The sequence below is a fragment of the Streptomyces sp. NBC_00057 genome (assembly GCF_045041165.1).
In the GTDB taxonomy this organism is placed as follows: domain Bacteria; phylum Actinomycetota; class Actinomycetes; order Streptomycetales; family Streptomycetaceae; genus Streptomyces.
The window spans coordinates 1,150,885-1,169,215 of the sequence record NZ_CP108256.1 but is presented as its reverse complement, the minus strand read 5'-3'; the positions used below and the strand labels follow the sequence as shown (position 1 = coordinate 1,169,215).

Genomic DNA, 18,331 nt, shown 5'->3' with positions numbered 1-18,331 from the left:
GCGGGGGAGCCACTCGAAGGTCACCGACAACATCGAAATGCTCGATACCCTGGAGGCCATGAAGTTGTCGGGCCCGGCGTCCTCGGGGCCGATCCCCCTGCTCCAGGTGCTCAATGTCCACCTGCGTGATGAGTTCGGGGTCCACATACGCGGCGAGTTACCGCGGTTCCAGCGCCAGGGAAGGCACTTGCACGACGCCATGGACTGGCTGACGGCCGAAAACGAGAACCAGGGTTACGAGCAAATGTGACATGCCGTCACATCGCCTGGCGCGGGCGGGTATCGAGTGCTCTCATCAGCAAACGAAGAGAATGAAGAGAATCAATGACAGGGAAAGAGGGGCGACCTGTGAAGCGAGAGCGGTCCAGCGAGGAGAGTGAGTCCGGCAACGGCCGGGGCGGGGCCTCGGGCGGAACGGTTCCGGACAGTTCGCAGGGCGCGGTTCCCGGGAGCATAGGCGCCCCGTCCGCGCCCTCGTCCCGCACGGTGACAGAGGGCGGGGGCACTTCGGTCACCGGCGGCAAGGACGGCGGCGCGCGGACACCGACCTCGTCGAAGTCCGGCCCGGAGGAGGCCGAGGAACCCGCGGCCCAGACCCCGGCGGTGGTGCACGCGGCCGGGGTCTCCATCGGCAGGACCACGTCCGAGCCCGAGGAACAACCGGGCGGTGAGGACTCGGCGGTTGCCCAGGAAGAGGCGACGCCGGCGGCCGGAAGGACCGTGGTGGTGGCCACCACCGCCATCACCACTGCTGCGGGCACTGCCTCCGCGGCCTCGTCGGGTGTCGCGGAGAGCACCGCCGGGAGGACGACCGGGGCGAGCACGTCGTCGTCCGCGACGGCCGCCGCGGAACCGACGCCCGCAGGGGGGCGCTCCGCATCGGAGGAGGCAATTTCCGAGGAGACCGCTTCCGAGAGGACCGCCACGGAGCCGGCTGCCGCTGCCGCGACGGCCGGCTCCACCACGGCGGCCGTCGCGGCCGGTCGGGCCACCACCACGGCCGCCGTCTCCGCCGCGTCTTCGTCCAGCCCTCCCGGCGGTGCCGCGGCAGGGGAGGGCAGCGCCCCGGAGCGCCCCGGCCGGGTGTCGCGCCCGATGGTGGTCGCGGCAGCCTTCGCCGGTGCGCTGCTTCTGGCGACCCCGTTCGTCGTGGCGGGCGCCCAGAAGGACGAGGCCAAGCCCGAGAGCCGCGAAGCGGCGGCGGCGTGGAAGGGGGACGGGCGGGCAGCCGGCTACGTACCGGACACCGACCCTGACAGCCCCGAGGGCAAGCGGGCCGCCGGCGCCGACAAGCCGGGTGGCACCCCGGCCCGGGGCGACAAGGGCCCCGTCGGTGACGTACGCGCGGACACGGGTAACGGGCGGAAGCCCGCGGACGGCTCCGCCGAGGCCGGGACCAAGGGCACCAAGGGCACCAAGGGCACCAAGGGCGAGGCCGACAGTACGGCGAAGAGCGGTTCCGGCGACAAGGCCCCCGCCGGCACGGGCTCGGGCACTCCCACCAAGGCCCCTTCGGCCGGTTCGGCGCCCAAGTCGGCACCCGCCGTGGTGTACAGCGGCGTGTCCGGACCGGAGTGCCCCACCCAGCGCTTCCAGAAGTCGGGTTACTACAGCGACGGCAAGGAGGGCTGGGCCACCCACAGCGGCGGCTTCGGCGGCTACGGCTGCGCGGGGAAGTACCTTTCCATGCCCATGTCCGGCAGTTCTTCCAAGGACTCGGGCGGATCGGCGACCTGGCTGTTCGACCTGCCCGCCACCGCCAGGAAGTGCAGCATCTCCGTCCACGTGCCCGGGAGTTCCGACATCGTGCGGGTCGGTGGCAACCCGAGCTATTACACCGTGTACGACCGGTTCCTGCCCAGGACCAGCAACCTGGTCGGCTCCTACTACGTCCGCCAGAAGGAGCGTCGCGGCACCTGGTACAACGTGCCGGGCACCTTCTCCGTCGACGCACAGAAGCTCTCCGTGCAACTGCACGACCGGGGCGAGGACAACAACTACGAGCACCACGCGATATCCGCGCTGAAGGTGACCTGCACCGACTGAGAAACCGGCTCGGACACCACTGAGAAACCGGCTGCGTAACCGGCCGGCGGACCGGTCCGCCCGCGCCCCGCGCAACGTACGAACGCGGCAGGCGCCCCGATCCCCAGGAGGCCTTCACCTCCGGGAATCAGGGCACCTGCCGCACCCGTGCCGCTGTGGTGCCACGGGCTCGCCCGGCCGTGTTCAGCTCCCGCCGCGTTCCGCCGCGCTCTTGGCCGGCACGGTGTCCGGTCCGGCGACGCTGCGGTCGCCCGCCCTCAGCACTCCGGCCCCCAGGATCAGACCGAACGCCAGCACCGCCCCGACGGCTCGCCAGCCGTCCGACTGATACTCGGCATGCGCAGCTCCACCATCGACGAAACCAACGGCACACTGCAGGACACCGCAGCCGACCAGCTCCTGGGAGCCTTCCACACCGTGCTGCAGCCGGGCATCGGCCACGGCGAGGTACCCCTGACACACCTGCGAACCGACGGGCCAAAAACCGCCGACGACATCGCCGCCTACGCACAAGCCCTCCTGCAAGACCACCCCGACAGCCCCTACACGGCCCAGGACACCCTCACCGAGCAGCGTATCCACTGCGACATCGCCACCGTCTGCGCGGAACTGGCACGCGCGGCCGGCCAGCTTGCCCCCATCCCTACGTGTGCCGCCACACCGTCGCCCACGCCCAGGCCGGCCGCGCCCTGACCGATGAGGTCATGCCGCTGCAACTCGCGGCCAGGGAAAGCTCGGGAACACTACGCGGACGACTGGGCCTGCCGCTGCCCATCGGTGATCCCTCCCGCCGCGCGCAGCTCCGCCCTTCACCGCAGCCCCGGCTGGCTGGCGCATCGCTTTGCGGCCGAAGTCGGCACGCCAGCTCCGTGACCAGCAGCTTGACCTGCAAAAACGCAGGCAGGGAGCCTAGGGCGTCGCGTCCGGGTCAGTAAATGGTCAGCATGAGGCCGGACGGTGCCTCGGCTTGCTGAGCTGCACCCGGCGCCCCGCTCGGAAGAACTACCGAACGCGGGTTCCGCCTATCGCCCGACCTGTGAAGCGGCGGAGGGGGGATGTCCCAGTCCTCGCTGCCGAGGTGACCCTGGCCCCCGAGCCACGCGGTGCGGAAGCTGCGTTCATCGCACATCTGCCTATGCCGCTATCTCCTGTGACCGAGTTCTTGGGTCGGTCACTTCGAGTCTCACGGAGGTTGCCAGGGCGGCCCGTACCCGGCTTTTCGAGGACCACCAGTTCTCAGCCGGCCGTGGCCCCCTGCGTCGTTACCTCGCCGTCGGCTTTCACACGACGCGTGCGAGCCGAACTCGCCAGCTTCTCGGCAGCCACTTCACGGGTGAGGTCCTGGATCTCGTCGCCCGCCTCGATGGCTGCGCGCCTGACTTCGAGGGTCAGGCCGACCGACGTCTTGATGATGCCCCGCACCAGCGGTTTCACCACCCTCTTGACCAGAGGGGCCGCGATCAGGCCAACGAGGAAGGGAGGAACTACAGGGGGCATGTGCGAAGCCTCTCTTGTTTACACAGCACGGCTGCCGCCGCACGTGCCAATACCGCCTGGCCGGTGGCGCTGGGCCGGAATTTCACCCCCACCGACAACACCGTAGTCGGCCCTCGGCCGATACGCCCGGAGAGGCCGACGCCTTTCATTCATTCGGGCGGAGGCGCGCCGGAGCAGACCGCGGCTGCGGAACGGGATCAGAACGGGTCCGGTGCGCCCGGCGCGTGTTCGTCCAGCAGTGAGCCCACCACCTGCACAACGAACTCGGGTACGCGGTCCGGAAAATCGTGGCCGGTTCCCTCCGGGGTGTAGACCCTCCGGGCAGTGCTTGAGGCTGCGAGAAAGCGTTCTCTCACGGTGAGGAAGAAGTGCCGTACTCGGGCGCTCTCCTCCGGATCGTCGACCGTGTCGAAGATCTTGTCACCGCCCGTCAGGTCGCGTGGCGCCACAAGGAGGAGGGGGAGCGGGCTGAGTTCGCCGTCGTGTACGACCGTCTGCCAGCCGACTCGGGTGATGCCACCCGGTGACAGCTCTCGCAGGATCGATGCCGCGGCGCAGTTCGCCTTGGCCCTGGTCTCGATCACGGCGAGAACCCGCGTCGGGTCCTCGGGAGAGTGCGCCTCGTTCTTGGGCACGAGGGCGTGGAGGCCGAAGAGGTGGCGCAGCGCGAGGGCGGTCTGGTCCCTCGCGACATGCCGCAGGGTCGCAAGCGAAGGGCCGAAGGCGACGACATCGGGCGGAGTGGGATCGAGCAGCACCAGACCGGCCACCAGGTCGGGGCGGCGCCTGGCGGCGTTGGCCATGAGCAGTCCCCCGAAGGAATGCCCCACGAAGACGTAGGGTCCCCTCTCGCCGGCCCGCTCCAGCGCCGTGAGCAGTTCGACGGCTTCGGCTGCCGTCGTGCGTGGGAACGGGCCCGGGTCGCTCCAGCCGGAGCCCGGACGGTCCACCAGGACCGAACGTGTCCGTTCCCGTGTCAGCGCGTGCAGCCGGTACATGGCGTAGCCACCGGCATGGCCGCCCGGCATCCAGACCACGGTGGGCCTCGGTCCGGCATCCCCCTCGGCGAGGACGTGCATGCGGTAGCCGCCCACGTCGACCATTCGCCCGGGTGGCGGATACCTCACCCGCACCCGGGCCACATGCACCAGATGGCGGAGAGACCCGAGACCGAGCGCGAGGGCCACGGCGCAGAGCACGCCGCCGAGAATTCGCCAGCCGGTTCCCAGGGTGACGCACCATGCGCCCGCGGCCGCCGGCAGCAGGGCGATGGCCAGCCCGGCCCAGTCCCGGCTGAGCAGCTGGAGTATCGCGTCGGCGACACGTGTGCCCGGTCGCATCTTTCTTCACCGTCCCAGCCTTCGTGGCCGCTGCCAGGGACACCGCACGTCTCAGCGCCCGGCACAAGCATCGTCCCCTGAAAACCCCGAGGGCGCCATGCGCGGTGCCGGGCCCCGCCTTCCGTCACAGCCGTACGGCAGCCGCCAGGGCCGGGGTGCAAGCATGGCCGGGGACCGGCCACACTCGGCGCCCGGCCCTTGTCGGGTGCGTGTGCCGTGGACGTCCAGGTTCCCGATACGGGCATACCGTCAGGCCTGGTCCGCGCCGCACGCGCGCGCAAGGCGTGCTGCCACGTCCGCGACCACTTCGGCCTCCCGGGGCACGAGATAGAAGTGGTCCCCGGGGAACGAGCACAGCTCGAAGAAACCCGGGGCGGCGAGGTCGGACCAGGCGAGGACCCGGTCGAGCACGCAACTCGGATCGTCCTGACCGACGTACGCGGTGATCGGTGCCTTGACCGGAGTCGGATGCGGGGGGTGGTAGCCCTCGATGAGCCTGTAGTCCGCCCGGAGGGCGGGCAGCAGCAGGTCACGCAGCTCCGGGATGTCGTAGACCTCCGAGTGCAGGTCTCCGAGGTGCCGGACGCGGGTGATCAGGGTTTCGTCGTCGGCACAGTGCAGTGCGGTGCGTTCGGCCCGCTGGGGGACCTCGTGCGCGGAGACCAGCAGGTGTTCGGGGACGATGCCGCGGGCCTCCAGCCGCAGGGCCAGCTCGTAGGCGACGCAGGCGCCCATGCTGTGTCCAAAGAGTGCCAGCGGCCGGTCGAGCCAGGGCCGCAGCGCGTCCTCGATCGTGTCGGCCAGGGTGGCCATGTCGTCGATGCAGGCTTCCGCCAGCCGGTCCTGGCGGCCGGGGTACCGCACGGCGAGCACCTCGACGTCCTCCGGCAGCAGCGCGGGCCAGCCGTGGAACAGCTGTGCCGTGCCGCCGGCGTGTGGTAAGCACACCAGTCGGAGCCTGGGGTCCGCCGCGCGCCGGTGGACACGGAACCACTTCTTGGCGTAGTGCGTCGTCATCGCCGTCGGAGACCTCCCAGCTGCGAGGAGTTGAGCTTGGAGAGGAAGGTGGGAAGCTGCTCCACCACTCTCCTGGACACGTATGCGGTCTGCACGGTGTGGCGCAGGCGATCGGTCACGACGAGTTTGTAGTCGCTGCCTTCCTGGATGAGTTCGGCGGAATACAGGGGTGTTCCGGTCGCAGACATCTGACCTGCCTCCATCAGGGTCCTTCTTCTCAAGCCATGCCCTCCACGCCGCCGAACGGCGTGCGCAGACGATAAGGCGGCGTGGAGATGTCCGCAGAGCAGCCGACGGCACGTGGGGAACACTCATGTCGCGGCGGGCCGTGACATCCGGCGTGCCGGAGATAGCGACTCAGCGCACCTTGGCAGCGGCCGAACCGGCGCCGCGGGCCTTGCCGACGGCCTTGCTCTCGCTGCCGGCCTGCGCCGCGTGGGCCGCTGCGGCCGGGGGCGCCGACCCGGTACCCGCCTCGGCCCGGCCCGCGGCGCTGCCCTGCGGGGCGCTGGTGTCGGTGCCGTGCTCGGCTCCGTGCGTCATCTGGACGGCGAGCACTTCGGCGGTCGCCTCGGCCGCGAGATCCTGGATTCCCTCGCCGGCTTCGTGGACGGCCCTCTTGACTTCGATTCCCAGGCCCACCGACGTTTTGACGATCCCTCGCATGAGGGGTTTACCCAGCCTTTTGAGCAGGGGCGCGACGATCAGGCCGATCAGGAAAGGAGGTACTACAGGCGGCATGGCAGGACATCCTTCTCTTCTGCCGAGAAAACGACGGCGGAAAGGCAGTTGGAGGTGAACAGGAAAACTGCGATGACATGCATGGATTCCGCATCATCGAACCCGCACCCTTCATCACGGAGAGTATCCAGGGATGAGCGAACGGCTACCGGTTCTGCCGCGGCCTTCACTCATTCGAGTAGAACGGCCTGCCCACGACGGCCTGTTCAGGCCATTCGACGGCCGGAACCCGACGTCACCCACCTTCTTCGGGTGACCACGTGTACCTCTGCTGACGGCCGGACGCGCCGTGCAGTTCTCTCGCCACCCGTCGGCGCAGCGCGGGAAACGGCAGCGTGCCGCCGGCCAGCACGGCCTCGTGAAAGGCGCGCACGTCGAACGCGGCACCGGCGCCGCGCTCGTGCGCTGCCCGCAGTGCCGTGAACTCCGCATGGCCCGCCCGGTACGTCAGTGCCTGTCCCGGCATATCGGTCGCGTAGCGCAGCAACTCGGTCGTGATCTGTTCCTCGGACTCGGCCGCCGCGTGGGCGCGCATGAAGGTGCGCGCCTGCTCCAGCGTCATCGTCCCGAGGTTGAGGCCGGTGTCGACGACGAGGCGCTGCGCGGTGAACCGTTCATGGGCCAGGCGTCCGTACGCGTCCCACGGGTCGTCGTACAGCCCCATCTCCCAGGCGAGCCCCGCCGCGTACTCCGCCCAGCCCTCCTGGAACCCGGCGAAGGTAACCAGTTCGCGTCGCAGGTCGGGCAGCGCGGTGTTCTCGGTCTGACGGGCGAGGTGGAAGTGATGTCCGGGCGCGAGCTCATGGTGGATCAGCGCGGCCGCGCCGAGCAGTGACCGGTGCGCCAGGTCCGAGGCGTTGTAGCGGTACCGTCCCACCGGTTGCATGGCGGTCGGCGGTTCGTAGTAGCCGAACGTCATCGACGCCTCCAGCGCCGGATCGAGGCGGGCCACGCCGTAGGGGGCGCGGGGCAGGACCGCGAACCAGTGCGGCAGCAGCGGCGTGAGGCGGTCGAGGTGTCCGCGGTAGCGAGCCTCGACCTCCTCCGGGGTGGCGGCGTACAGGCGAGGCTCGGTCGCGAGCCGTTCATGGAATTCCGCTTCCGTCCCCGCGAAGCCGAGCGTGGCTCGCATCTCCCGCATCCGCTCGCTGAGTTCGCGGCAGTGTTCCCGGCCGAGTTCGTGGAGGCGTTCGGGTGATGTGTCGCCGGATGTGTACGTCCTGACGAAGGCCCGGTACGCCGCTTCCCCTTCCGGGTAGTGGGCCCATCCGACGGCCCGCGGTGCCCGCCTGCGGTAGTCCGGGTCGCCCACGAGGGCGAGGAGGCGGTCGAACGCCGGCTCCAGCTCGGCGGCCACGAGCCCCGCCACCGCGTCGCGCAGGTGGCCCCGGCTCGCCGCGTCGAGCCGGGTGAGCCGCTCGGCGTCCGCTCGGACGTACCGTGCCGCCGATGCCCGCAGACGGGTGAGGGTGGTGCGGACCCCGGCCAGCGCCGGGGCCGGGATGAGGAAGCCCCGTGCCGCCTGCCCGGCGGCCTTGTCACCGATCGTCTCGACGCAGCGGGCCAGATCCCGTACGAGGGACACGTACCGGTCCGCGTCGGCCCGGTGCTCGAAGCGGTACGGGCGGAAGACCGTGTCACCGTACTGCTGGAGGCTGAAGAGCTGGTACGGCGTGGCGGTGGGGGTGAGCCAGTGGAAGCGTCCCGCCTCCGCCTCCTGTTCGGCCAGCGCCCGAAGGAAACCCTCGGTGTCGGCGGCGGGACCGGGCAGCTCCGCGGGCCGCAGCGTGCCCAGCCGGTCCAGCACCCCTGCCGCGAACCCGGCGCGCTCCTCGGCCTCCGCGGCGGACACCCCTGGCAGCGACTCGACCGGCAGCCCGCGGCGTGTCCGCAGCGACGGCTCACGTGCGAGCAGGAAGTCCCAGTACGAGGCCGCGAGTCGCTCGACCTCCCGCGCCGCCGAGCCGTCCGGGGAGTCCGAGGAATGGTTTGCCATGGCGCCAGTGTGCGCGACGAGGTGACGCCGCATCAGGAACCGGGAGCAACCGCGAGTCGGGGAACCTCACTCGGACGGGGGAAATCGTCCGGCCCGTTCGTGTCCGGCCCGGGAGAACCGGTCCGACGCCGTCGATCTCGGTGGCACGATGAACACCATGAACCGCCGAACCGTGTCGTTCCCCAGGGCCCGGTCGGCTGCGGTGGCGTCCGCCGCTGTCGCGTCAGTCATGGTGGCCGGTTGTGGCGGCGGCGACGTGTCATCGACGCACACCCCTGTTGTCGTGGGGGGCACCGTCACGATCGCCACTGCCTCCGAGACCCCGAGTTTCCATCCGTACTCGCAGTTCGGCTCTGCCCTGGCTCCTTATGCCTACGACTCGTTGGTCACCGTAGCGCCGGACGGGCGTGTGGTGTCGGGCCTCGCCGAGAAGTGGCGGGCCGGAGCCACTTCGGCGAGTTTCACCCTGCGCAGGGGCGTGACCTGCTCCGAAGGCACGATCCTCACGGCTTCCGGGGTGGCCCGGTCACTGAGCTATGCGAGCGATCCCCGCAATCGGCTCATCGGCGCCCGGGCGGCACTGCCCGGTGTGCCGTTCACGGTGTCGGCCGACGACGCGGCACGGACGGTGTCGGTGCGGATGGCGTCACCGTACAGCTTCGTCGTGCGGACGATCGGTCTGCTGCCGGTCGTCTGCCCCGCCGGGCTGGCGGATCCCGGCGCGCTGGACAGGAGCACGCAGGGCACCGGACCGTACGTGCTGAGCGGCTACGCCTCGGGCGGCCCGTACCTTTTCACACGGCGCAAGGGGTATGCGTGGGGGCCGGGCGGAGCGACCAACGCAGCTGCGGGCCAGCCTGAGCGGATCGTGGTGTCGGTGGTGCCGCAGGAGTCCACGGTGGCGAATCTGCTGCTCACGGGCGGCGTGAACATCGCGACGGTGACCGGCCCGGACCGCGCGCGGCTGACCGGCCACGGTCTGGCCACCGCCCAGGTGCCGACCGTGGTGGGGCTGACCTTCTTCAACGAACGGTCCGGCCGCCCCTTGAGCGATCCCGTGCTGCGTCAGGCACTGGTGGGCGCCCTGGACCGCAAGGGCCTCGCCAATGTGGCGATGGGCGGTGACGGAACGCCCGCGAGCCACCTGACCGCCGTGGACTCCGTCTGCCACGCCGACGTGGCCGGCGGGAACCTGCCCTCGCACAGTGCCGTGGGGGCCTTGGGCGCCGCGGGCTGGACGAAGAACGCACGGGGCAGGCTCGTGAAGCACGGCAGGCCGCTGCGGCTGCGGCTGCTCAGCAGCGCCGACTTCGGCTCCACCCTTCCGTCGGTCGCCGAACTGATGGCCGCCTCCTGGCAGGCGCTGGGCGCGGACGTCGACCTCGTCAGCGAGAGCCGCAACGCGGTCATACAGGCCATGTACCAAAGCGGCGACTTCGACGTCGTGGTCGGCAGTTCGCCGGGTCCACCACTGCCCGCGCAGCTCGTTCCGTACTTCTCCGGCCCGCCGCCGTCCGGGGGACTCAACTTCGCGTACGTCACCAACCGCGTCTACGACCGCTTCGTCGCCCTCGCCCTGCGCGCGCCGGGCACGGCCAGCTGTGCGGACTGGAACAGGGCCGCCGCGGCGCTGTTCCGCTCGGCCGACGCGCTGCCCGTCGCCGACGGCACGAGCACGGTGTACGGCTACCGGACGACCTTCGCCGTCGCGCCCGGCGGCCGGATCGTACCGACCAGCATCCGCCTGCACAGATAGCGGCGGCGCACGCCGCACACGACCGCCCACCACCAGTCGAGGAGGTCTCCCATGACGACCGTGTCCGCGCGGCTCGGCGCCCTGGCCCGGCGCCACCCGTGGGTGGAGTTCTGCTGCCGGCGTGCAGTGCGGCTGACGGTCTCCCTCTTCGTCGTTGTCACCGCTTCCTTCGCGATGATCCGGCTGGTACCCGGTGACCCCGTCCGGGCCGCGCTGGGCGTGGATGCCCCGCCGGACCTCGTAGCGGCGAGGCGGCACGAGCTCGGCCTGGATCATGACCTGTCGGCACAGTACGGGCAGTATCTGCGTCATCTGGCCCACGGGGACCTCGGGCTCTCCCTGGTGACCGGCGAGCCGGTGGCCGACCTGATCAAGGCACGCCTGCCGGCCACCTTGCTGCTGGCTGTCCTGGCGTTCGCCTGCGTACTCGTCGTCGCCCTTCCGGGAGGGCTGCTCGCCGCGGTGTGGACACGCGGAGGGCGGCGGCCCCGGGCGGAGCTGGCGTTCACCGCCACCACCTCCGTCATGGCGGGCATGCCGGACTTCGTGCTCGCGGCGGGTCTCACCGCGGGACTCGCGGTCGCCCTGCGCATCTTTCCGGTGGCCGGCGACCTCGGTCCCCAGTCCTACGTGCTGCCCGTGCTCGCGCTGGCGCTCGCTCCGACCGCTGTTCTGTTGCGCATCGTACGGGTGGAGACGCTTCAGGTTCTCGCGACGGACTATGTGCGTGCCGCCCGAGCGAAGCGGTTACCCGCCCTCCCGCTGTATCTGTGCCACGTGGCACCGAACACGTTGACCGCGTCGCTGACGCTCGCCGGGAACCTCCTGCCGGCCCTGATCGCGGGGACCGTACTGGTCGAGAAGGTGTTCGCCTGGCCGGGCATCGGTTCGGCGATGGCACAGTCCGTGGCCGCGCAGGACTACGCGGTCGTCGAGGCGTCGGTTCTGGTGCTGGGCTCGGCCGTTCTCGTGGTGAACTTCCTGGTCGATCTGGCCCTCGCGCTGCTCGACCCCCGATCGGTCATCCGGAAGGCGTGATCCGATGGTGCTGTCCTCCCCTTCCCCTTCCACGCCGGGTGCCGCTGCCGGCCGGTCTCGTGCGTCCCGGTCGGGCTGGGCCTCGCCCATGGGCGTGATCACCCTGGCGATGCTCGGATCGCTCGCCGTACTGGCCGTCGCGGGGGCAGCGCTGTGGGGGCAGGCCGCCGACCGTCCGGACCCGTCGGCGGTGCTGCGGGGGCCCACCGCGGGTCACCTGCTCGGCACGGACCATCTCGGGCGCGACCTGCTCGCCCGGCTGCTCTCGGCGACCTGGCTCTCCCTGCTGCTGGCAGTCGCGGCCACGCTCCTCGGGGCGGCGGCCGGGATCACGCTGGGCGCGCTCACCGCCGTGGTGGGCGGGCGCGCCCGCCGCCTGCTGGGAGCCCTGATCAACCTCCTGCTGGCCTTCCCCGCGCTCCTCGTCGCGATGTTCTTCGCGGCCCTCTTCGGCGCGGGCGCGGGTGGGGCGGTGTGCGCACTCGCCGTCGCCTGCGCACCGGGCTTCGCGCGGATCACGCAGACCCTTGCCGCCGGAGTGGCCGGAACCGACTTCATGGCGGCGGCGCGTGTGCTGGGCCTGCGCCGCCACCGGCTCCTCCTGCGCCATGTCCTGCCCCACATCGCCGAACCGCTGATGCTCAACACCACGGTCGCCGCGGGCTCGGCACTCGTGGCCCTGTCGGGACTGAGCTTCCTCGGACTGGGGGTGCAGCCCCCCTCGTACGACTGGGGGCTCCTGCTGAGCCAGGGGCTGGACCGCATCTACACCGAACCGCTGCCCGCCGTGGCACCCGGCATCGCCATCGTCTACGCCGGCGTGGCCTTCCAGCTGCTCGGCGAGGTGCTGGCCGGAGCCGCCGCGCGACGTACCCGCCCGCGTCAGCTGGAAGAACCCGCGGTTCACCCGGCACGCACCGACCGCCCGGCAGTCGCGGACCACGTGCTGGAAGTGGAGGATCTGCGGGTCGCCCTTCCCTCGGCGGACCGGGTGGTCCGGCCCGTCCGCGGTGTCACCCTCGCTCTGCGGCGCGGTGAGATGGTCGGCCTGGTCGGCGAGTCCGGTTCCGGCAAGTCGCTGACGGCGCTCGCCATCGCCGACCTGCTGCCGGACAGTGCCTGCATTACCTGGGATACCCACCGGTTCCTCGGCGCGGACGCCGAGTCGTTGTCCCGCAAAGAGCGACGCAGGCAGCTGGCGACGGGAATGGCGATGGTCTTCCAGAACCCGGCCTCGGCCTTCAATCCGTCGCTCCGCATCGGAAGGCAGATGACGGAGGCCGTGCGCGCACACCGCGGCACTCCTCGTGCCCAGGCCGTCGAGCAGGCCCTGGCCCAGCTTCAGCGGGTCGCGCTGCCCGGCGGGCGTCGGTTGCTGCGCTCCCGCCCCTTCCAGCTGTCCGGCGGTCAGCGCCAGCGAGTGGCGATCGCTGCCGCTTCGATGATGCGGCCCGACCTCATCATCGCGGACGAGCCGACGACAGCCCTGGACGTCACCGTGCAGCGGCAGATCATGGACCTGCTCCGCCGCATCCGGCACGACGACGCCACCGCGATCCTCTTCATCAGCCACGACATCGCCCTCGTGGCCGACGCCTGCGACCGGGTTCTGGTCATGTACGGGGGAACCATTGTGGAGAACCTTCCTGCCCGTGAGCTGGCGACCGGAGCACGGCATCCGTACACGCGGATGCTCGTCGCCTCGGTCCCGGACCTGGCCGCGGACCGTGACCGCCCCCTGCGCACCATCGAGGGAGGGCCGCCCGATCCGGGCGATGAGGCCCCGGGCTGCCGGTTCCATGACCGCTGTTCGCATCGACTGGACCGATGCGTCGTGGAGAGCCCCGTGTTGTCCCCGCTCGGCCCGCAGCACGAGGTCGCCTGCTGGCGACCGCTGCCCCCGTCGCCGTTCCGCGGACAGCGTGAGACCGAAGAGGTGGAGAAGTGAGGGAAGAGGCAGGGTTGGCGCTGTACGACGTCACCGTTCGCCATCACGGGCCGTTCGGGCCGGTCACGGCGGTGGACGGAGTGTCACTGGAGGTTCCCCGGGGCAAGACGGTCGGCCTGGTCGGCGAGTCCGGTTCGGGAAAATCCACTCTGGCACGTGCGGTCGTCGGGCTGGACGATCCGTGCGCCGGGCGGATCACGGTCGGAGGGCGGGAGTACCGTGGGCGCCGGATGGCCGATCGGCGCCGGCTGGGGCAACGGGTCCAACTGGTGTTCCAGGACCCGGACACGGCATTGGACCCGCGCATGACGGTCCGTCAGTCGCTCGCCGAATCAGCCGGGGCCTTCGTCCGGCTGGACCGCCGCAGCCGCGAACAGCGCATCGACGGACTGCTGGAACTGGTCGGTCTCGACGCCGGCTGCGCCGACCGCGTGCCGCGGCAGCTCTCGGGCGGCCAGCGCCAACGCGTGGCCGTCGCCCGCGCGCTCGCCGTCGATCCGGTGGTACTCATCGCCGACGAGGTCACCTCGGCTCTCGACGTGTCGGTCCGGGCGGCGCTCCTCACCATGCTCCGGGACCTGCAGCGACGCATGGGCTTCGCCATGCTGTTCATCAGCCATGACCTCGCCGCCGTTCGTCATGTGTCGGACGTCGTCGCCGTGATGTACCTCGGTCGGATCGTCGAGACCGCCTCCACCGAGAACCTGCTGCGCCGCCCGCGGCATCCCTACACCCAAACGCTCCTGTCCGCCGTGCCGAACCTGCACGCCGGACGACGACAGGTCGAGGAACCGCTCCTGCCCGGAGAGGTGCCCGACCCCGCGTCGCCACCGCCCGGGTGCCGCTTTCATCCGCGTTGCCCCATCGGGCCGAACCTGCATCCCGGGCGGGAGGTCTGCGCCGCACGGGACCCCCAGCAGGATGCGGCCGGACAGCCGCACCGCGCCGCGTGCCACTTCCCGTATGGCGCCGACGACCGCCCGCCCCACGTCGGCGGCGTCCACCCGGACGCGAACGGCGACCGGGCCCCGCGAACCCCCGGGGAGCCGCCGTCATGACGGCCGGGGAACCGGACACGCTTCCCTCCGGCGCGGACGCGGTCGTCGTGGGGGCCGGTGTGATCGGTGCCGCGGTGGCACTGGAGCTGGCCCGCACCGGTCGGCGCGTGGTGGTCGTCGACAGGTCCGGCGGCGTCGGCCACGGATCCACCAGCGCCTCGAGCGCGATCATCCGTTTCAACTACTCGACCTGGGACGGTGTCGCCACCGCCTGGGAATCCCAGCACTGCTGGGCACGATGGGCGGAGCACCTGGGGACCGTGCGCGGCCCTGGCCTGGCGGCGTTCCGGCGGACCGGAGCGGTACTACTCGACGCGCCGGGCTCCGGGACGTCGGAGGTCGTCACACTGTTCGAGCGTGCAGGTGTGCCGTACGAGCGCTGGGATGCCGCAACGCTGCGCAGCCGGATCCCCGGCATCGACGCGGGACGCTACGGGCCCCCCAAGCCCCTTCGTGACGAGGCGTTCTTCTCCGGCCCCGAAGGTGAACTCGGCGCGCTGTTCACACCCGAGGCGGGCTTCGTCGACGATCCCCAGCTCGCGGCACAGAATTTCGCGGACGCGGCGGCCCGCATCGGGACCCGCTTCCTCTTCCGTCGCGCGGTCGTCGGTGTCCTGCGTCGCAAGGACCGGGCGGCGGGTATCCGGCTTGCCGACGGCACCGCGATCACGGCACCGGTGGTGATCAACGCCGCCGGGCCCTGGTCGGGCGCGTTCAACCGGATGGCCGATGTCGGGGCCGAGTTCACCGTCGGGGTGCGCCCACTGCGCCAGGAAGTCCACCAGGTGGCCGCACCGGTCTGCCGGGGCGGCACAACCTCGTCGGACCCGGGCGGTGCCGAGACCACGCTCGGCCTGATCGTGGCCGATGTCGACTTCGGGACCTACCTGCGCCCCCTCGGCGGGCACCTTCTCATCGGCAGCATGCTGCCCGACTGCGACCCGATGGAATGGCTCGACGACCCCGACCTGTGCAACCCACACCCGACGCCCACCGGGTTCGACACCCAAGTGACCAGGGCCGCACGCCGATTCCCGCTCCTGCGCGTTCCGAACCGGCCGACCGGCATCGCCGGTGTCTACGACGCCGCCGACGACTGGACCCCCCTCTACGACTGCACCGATCTGCCCGGCTTCTACGTCGCGATGGGCACGAGCGGCAACCAGTTCAAGAACGCTCCTCTTGTGGGCCGGTTCCTCGCCACCCTGGTCGACCGCGTGGAGGCCGGCCACGACCACGACCGCGATCCGCTGCGGTACACCGGCGAACACACCGGCGTCGCCATCAACCTGGGAGCGTTCTCCCGCAAACGGCCCGTGGCCGAGGGCGCCGCCTCTCGAACCGTCATGGGCTGACCCATGGCACAGCGGGACCGGTGCCGTCCGGGAGCTGCTGCGCCGGACGGCACCGGCCCCGTCACATCGGAAGAGGTCTACCTGCGGCCGCGTGCCGGCGCGGAGCTGAGCTTGGAACTCAGCACCGACAGGAACGTCGGGAGCCTGTCCACCGCGGATTTGGGGACAGGGGTGACCTGGACCGTGTCCCGCACCAGGTCCTGCACGACGAGCTTGTACGTACCGTCTTCCTGGACGAGTTCGGCGGCGTAGAGCAGTGTTTCCACCAGGGGTCCTTCGGTTGTGTCGTGCGACGGGTCAGGCGCCGTTGAGCCAGGCGTTCCACGCCTTGGTGGCCTGCTGTTCGTCCACGTCCACGGCGAACAGGTGGTGGCCCAGCCAGATCGGCCAGTTCCAGGAGCTGCCGTTGAAGAACCGGTACAGCGCGTGTGGGCCGCGCAGGCCGACGAAGTCGGGGCTGAGCCAGTCCACGACCACCTCCTCCGAGCCGCCGTCCGCACCCGGGAGGTCGAGCGACAGCCGGTCGCCCACGGTCGTGTCGTCGGTGAGGCCGAGGCGTCGGCGCAGGGCGGCGAAGTCGGCGGGGTCGTCGGTGCGCTCGTCGCGGCCGGCCCTGATGTAGACGGCGGGGCGGCCGGCGAAGTGCCTCAGGTACTCGGCGAGCCCGTGCTGGTAGAAGTCGACGTGCTTCTCGGCCGCGTCCGCCTTGGTGTCCCAGTAGTCGTCGACGACTCCCGTGTGCACCCAGTGGATTCCCATCCGCAGGTGGCTGGTTCCGTCGTCGAGCGGCTTGATCCGGTAGGTGAGGGTGTTGGAGAACCCGTCGTCCAGGGCCACGCGCACGGCGAAGTGGTGCGGCGGTTCCCACGCCACGACGGTGCCGTCGGCCCGGGTGACCTTTCCGCCGATGCGCGGCTCGACCTCCATGGGGTACAGCCAGCCGAGGTTTCCGGCGCCGGTGGCGACCGCGTGCCAGACACGCTCGGGCGTGGCGGCCAGGTCCTGCTCCCGGCGGACTTCGAACTCTCGGGCCATGGTCAGTTCTCCTTCGTCGTCGTTCATACGTCAGTAGGTGAGCGGGAGGGCGTTCAGCCGTCGTTGCAGTGGGTTGGGCCGCCATTCGAGGGCCGCCCCGTCGGCCAGCCGCAGGTGCGGGAGCCGGCGGACCAGCGTGCCGATGGCCACCTCTGCCTGGAGCTTGGCCAGTGGACCGCCGAGGCAGAAGTGCGGGCCGTTGCCGAAGCTCAGGTGGCGGTTGCCGGGGCGGGACAGGTCGAGCCGGTCGGGGTCCTCGAAGCGCTCGGGATCACGGTTGGTCGCGGCGAGGAACAGGTACGCCAGCTCGCCCTCGCGCAGCGTCTGCCCGCCGATCTCGACTTCCTCGGCCACGACCCGGACGATCGCCTGGGTCGGCGTGTCGTAGCGGGCCAGTTCGTCGACGGCCGTGCGGATCAGCGCCGGGTCCTCACGCAACCGGGCCAGCTGGTCGGGGTGGCGCAGCAGAGCGAGCGTGCCGTTGCCGACCAGGTGGGTGGTGGTCTCGTCTCCCGCGGTGATCAGGACGAAGCAGGTGGACAGCAGTTCGGAGTCGGTGAGCCGGTCGTCCTGCGCCTGCGTCGCGACCAGGGCGCTGACCAGGTCGTCGCCCGGGTCGGCCCGGCGTCGGCGGACGAGTCGGGCGAGGTACTCCTCGTACTGCTCGATCGCGGCCTCGGACTTGTCGATGTCCTCGGAGAGCCGGCCGAGGCGGCGGAACCAGCTCTTGACCTGCGGGCGGTCCTCGGGCGGGATGCCGAACAACTCGCAGACGACGGACAGCGGCAGTGGGGAGGCGACCGCCTCGATCAGGTCCATGGACGACCCCGCCGCGACCGCCTCGTCGACGAGCCGGTCGACGATCCGCTGGATGCCGTCGCGCAGGTCTTCGACCCGCCGGGCGGTGAAGGCGCGGTTGGCCAGCTTGCGCAGCCGGGCGTGTTCCGGCGGGTCGGTGTTGGTCATCACCCGGCCCAGCCGGTCGGTGAGCCTGCTGAAGGCCTTCAGGTCGCCGCCGAGCGCGCCGTAGGCGCGGGTCATCCGGTCCCGGTCGTTGGACAGCCGCAGGTCTCCCAGGGCCGCCTCGACGTCGGCGTACCGGGTGAGGTACCACATGCCCTGGGGGCTGCGGTGGACCGGGCTCTCGTGCCGCATGCGGGCGTAGAACGGGTACGGGTCCCGGCGTGCCTCGGGCGTTTGCAGCGCTGCGGCGAGGTCGCCGGGCCGGACGAGGCCCGCGGCACTGCGAGCCTCGTCCAGGGTCTCGGTGGAGGTCACGTCGGTCGCCCTACCGCTGGGCGTCCATGGCGTCTACGAGGCTTTTCGGCCGCATGTCGGTCCACGTCTGCTCGACGTACTCCAGGCACGCGGCGTGGGTGTCGGGGCCGTGGGCGACGGCCCAGCCGGCGGGGACGTCCGCGAACTGCGGCCACAGCGAGTGCTGGTTCTCCTGGTTGACGAGCACGAGGAAGGTGCCGTCCTGGTCCTCGAACGGGTTGGTCAT

Annotated in this window: 18 protein-coding genes; 8 read left to right on the top strand and 10 right to left on the bottom strand. The window is 71.0% G+C overall.

The features are described 5' to 3' along the window. Nucleotides 1-37: 37 nt before the first annotated feature. The 3 genes from OG953_RS05775 (at nt 38) to OG953_RS05765 (ending at nt 2,739) form a co-directional block, all read left to right on the top strand. On the top strand, nt 38-250 hold the full coding sequence (locus OG953_RS05775; RefSeq protein WP_405682874.1) for a hypothetical protein: 213 nt from the start codon (nt 38-40) through the stop codon (nt 248-250). A gap of 98 nt (nt 251-348) precedes the next feature. Further along, a complete protein-coding gene (locus OG953_RS05770; RefSeq protein WP_405682873.1) occupies nt 349-2,046 on the top strand; it encodes a hypothetical protein in 1,698 nt (565 codons plus the stop codon). Between the two features lie 336 nt (nt 2,047-2,382). Next, complete coding sequence (locus OG953_RS05765) at nt 2,383-2,739, top strand: hypothetical protein (RefSeq protein WP_405682871.1); 357 nt, start codon at nt 2,383-2,385, stop codon at nt 2,737-2,739. Between the two features lie 543 nt (nt 2,740-3,282). Here the strand turns inward: OG953_RS05765 and OG953_RS05760 are convergent. From OG953_RS05760 to OG953_RS05735, 6 genes are all read right to left on the bottom strand, one after another. After that, entirely contained in the window at nt 3,283-3,483 is a 201-nt protein-coding gene (locus tag OG953_RS05760) for a DUF5132 domain-containing protein (protein ID WP_405682869.1), read from the bottom strand. A 257-nt stretch (nt 3,484-3,740) separates the two neighbouring features. Next, nucleotides 3,741-4,883, bottom strand: coding sequence for an alpha/beta fold hydrolase (locus OG953_RS05755; RefSeq protein ID WP_405682867.1), 1,143 nt, complete (start codon nt 4,881-4,883; stop codon nt 3,741-3,743). 249 nt (nt 4,884-5,132) lie between these two features. After that, nucleotides 5,133-5,900, bottom strand: a complete 768-nt coding sequence (locus OG953_RS05750) for a thioesterase II family protein (protein WP_405682866.1) — start codon at nt 5,898-5,900, stop codon at nt 5,133-5,135. Next, entirely contained in the window at nt 5,897-6,088 is a 192-nt protein-coding gene (locus tag OG953_RS05745) for a hypothetical protein (RefSeq protein WP_405682865.1), read from the bottom strand. Before OG953_RS05745 ends, OG953_RS05750 begins: the two co-directional genes overlap by 4 nt. 169 nt (nt 6,089-6,257) lie before the next feature. Continuing rightward, nucleotides 6,258-6,641, bottom strand: a complete 384-nt coding sequence (locus OG953_RS05740) for a DUF5132 domain-containing protein (protein ID WP_405682863.1) — start codon at nt 6,639-6,641, stop codon at nt 6,258-6,260. Nucleotides 6,642-6,876: 235 nt separating this feature from the next. Beyond that, on the bottom strand, nt 6,877-8,637 hold the full coding sequence (locus OG953_RS05735; RefSeq protein WP_405682861.1) for a DUF885 domain-containing protein: 1,761 nt from the start codon (nt 8,635-8,637) through the stop codon (nt 6,877-6,879). A 157-nt stretch (nt 8,638-8,794) separates the two neighbouring features. On the opposite strand from OG953_RS05735, the gene OG953_RS05730 reads away from it, so the two are divergent. The 5 genes from OG953_RS05730 (at nt 8,795) to OG953_RS05710 (ending at nt 15,792) form a co-directional block, all read left to right on the top strand. Next, on the top strand, nt 8,795-10,393 hold the full coding sequence (locus OG953_RS05730) for an ABC transporter substrate-binding protein (RefSeq protein WP_405682860.1): 1,599 nt from the start codon (nt 8,795-8,797) through the stop codon (nt 10,391-10,393). Between the two features lie 51 nt (nt 10,394-10,444). Further along, on the top strand, nt 10,445-11,431 hold the full coding sequence (locus OG953_RS05725) for an ABC transporter permease (RefSeq protein WP_405682858.1): 987 nt from the start codon (nt 10,445-10,447) through the stop codon (nt 11,429-11,431). A gap of 88 nt (nt 11,432-11,519) precedes the next feature. Further along, a complete protein-coding gene (locus OG953_RS05720) occupies nt 11,520-13,379 on the top strand; it encodes a dipeptide/oligopeptide/nickel ABC transporter permease/ATP-binding protein (RefSeq protein WP_405682857.1) in 1,860 nt (619 codons plus the stop codon). Next, nucleotides 13,376-14,437, top strand: a complete 1,062-nt coding sequence (locus OG953_RS05715) for an oligopeptide/dipeptide ABC transporter ATP-binding protein (RefSeq protein WP_405682856.1) — start codon at nt 13,376-13,378, stop codon at nt 14,435-14,437. The genes OG953_RS05720 and OG953_RS05715 overlap by 4 nt, the downstream gene beginning before the upstream one ends. Then, nucleotides 14,434-15,792 carry an NAD(P)/FAD-dependent oxidoreductase gene (locus tag OG953_RS05710; RefSeq protein ID WP_405682854.1) on the top strand — a complete coding sequence of 453 codons (1,359 nt, stop codon included), beginning with the start codon at nt 14,434-14,436 and terminating at the stop codon, nt 15,790-15,792. Before OG953_RS05715 ends, OG953_RS05710 begins: the two co-directional genes overlap by 4 nt. Before the next feature lie 77 nt (nt 15,793-15,869). Here OG953_RS05710 and OG953_RS05705 read toward each other — a convergent pair whose 3' ends face one another. The 4 genes from OG953_RS05705 to OG953_RS05690 are packed head-to-tail and all read right to left on the bottom strand — an operon-like array spanning nt 15,870 to nt 18,331. Next, complete coding sequence (locus OG953_RS05705; protein WP_266354702.1) at nt 15,870-16,058, bottom strand: hypothetical protein; 189 nt, start codon at nt 16,056-16,058, stop codon at nt 15,870-15,872. Between the two features lie 31 nt (nt 16,059-16,089). After that, a complete protein-coding gene (locus OG953_RS05700; RefSeq protein ID WP_405682853.1) occupies nt 16,090-16,854 on the bottom strand; it encodes an SRPBCC domain-containing protein in 765 nt (254 codons plus the stop codon). A 3-nt stretch (nt 16,855-16,857) separates the two neighbouring features. Next, complete coding sequence (locus OG953_RS05695) at nt 16,858-18,105, bottom strand: cytochrome P450 (protein WP_405682852.1); 1,248 nt, start codon at nt 18,103-18,105, stop codon at nt 16,858-16,860. Between the two features lie 10 nt (nt 18,106-18,115). Then, entirely contained in the window at nt 18,116-18,331 is a 216-nt protein-coding gene (locus OG953_RS05690; RefSeq protein WP_405682850.1) for an MbtH family protein, read from the bottom strand.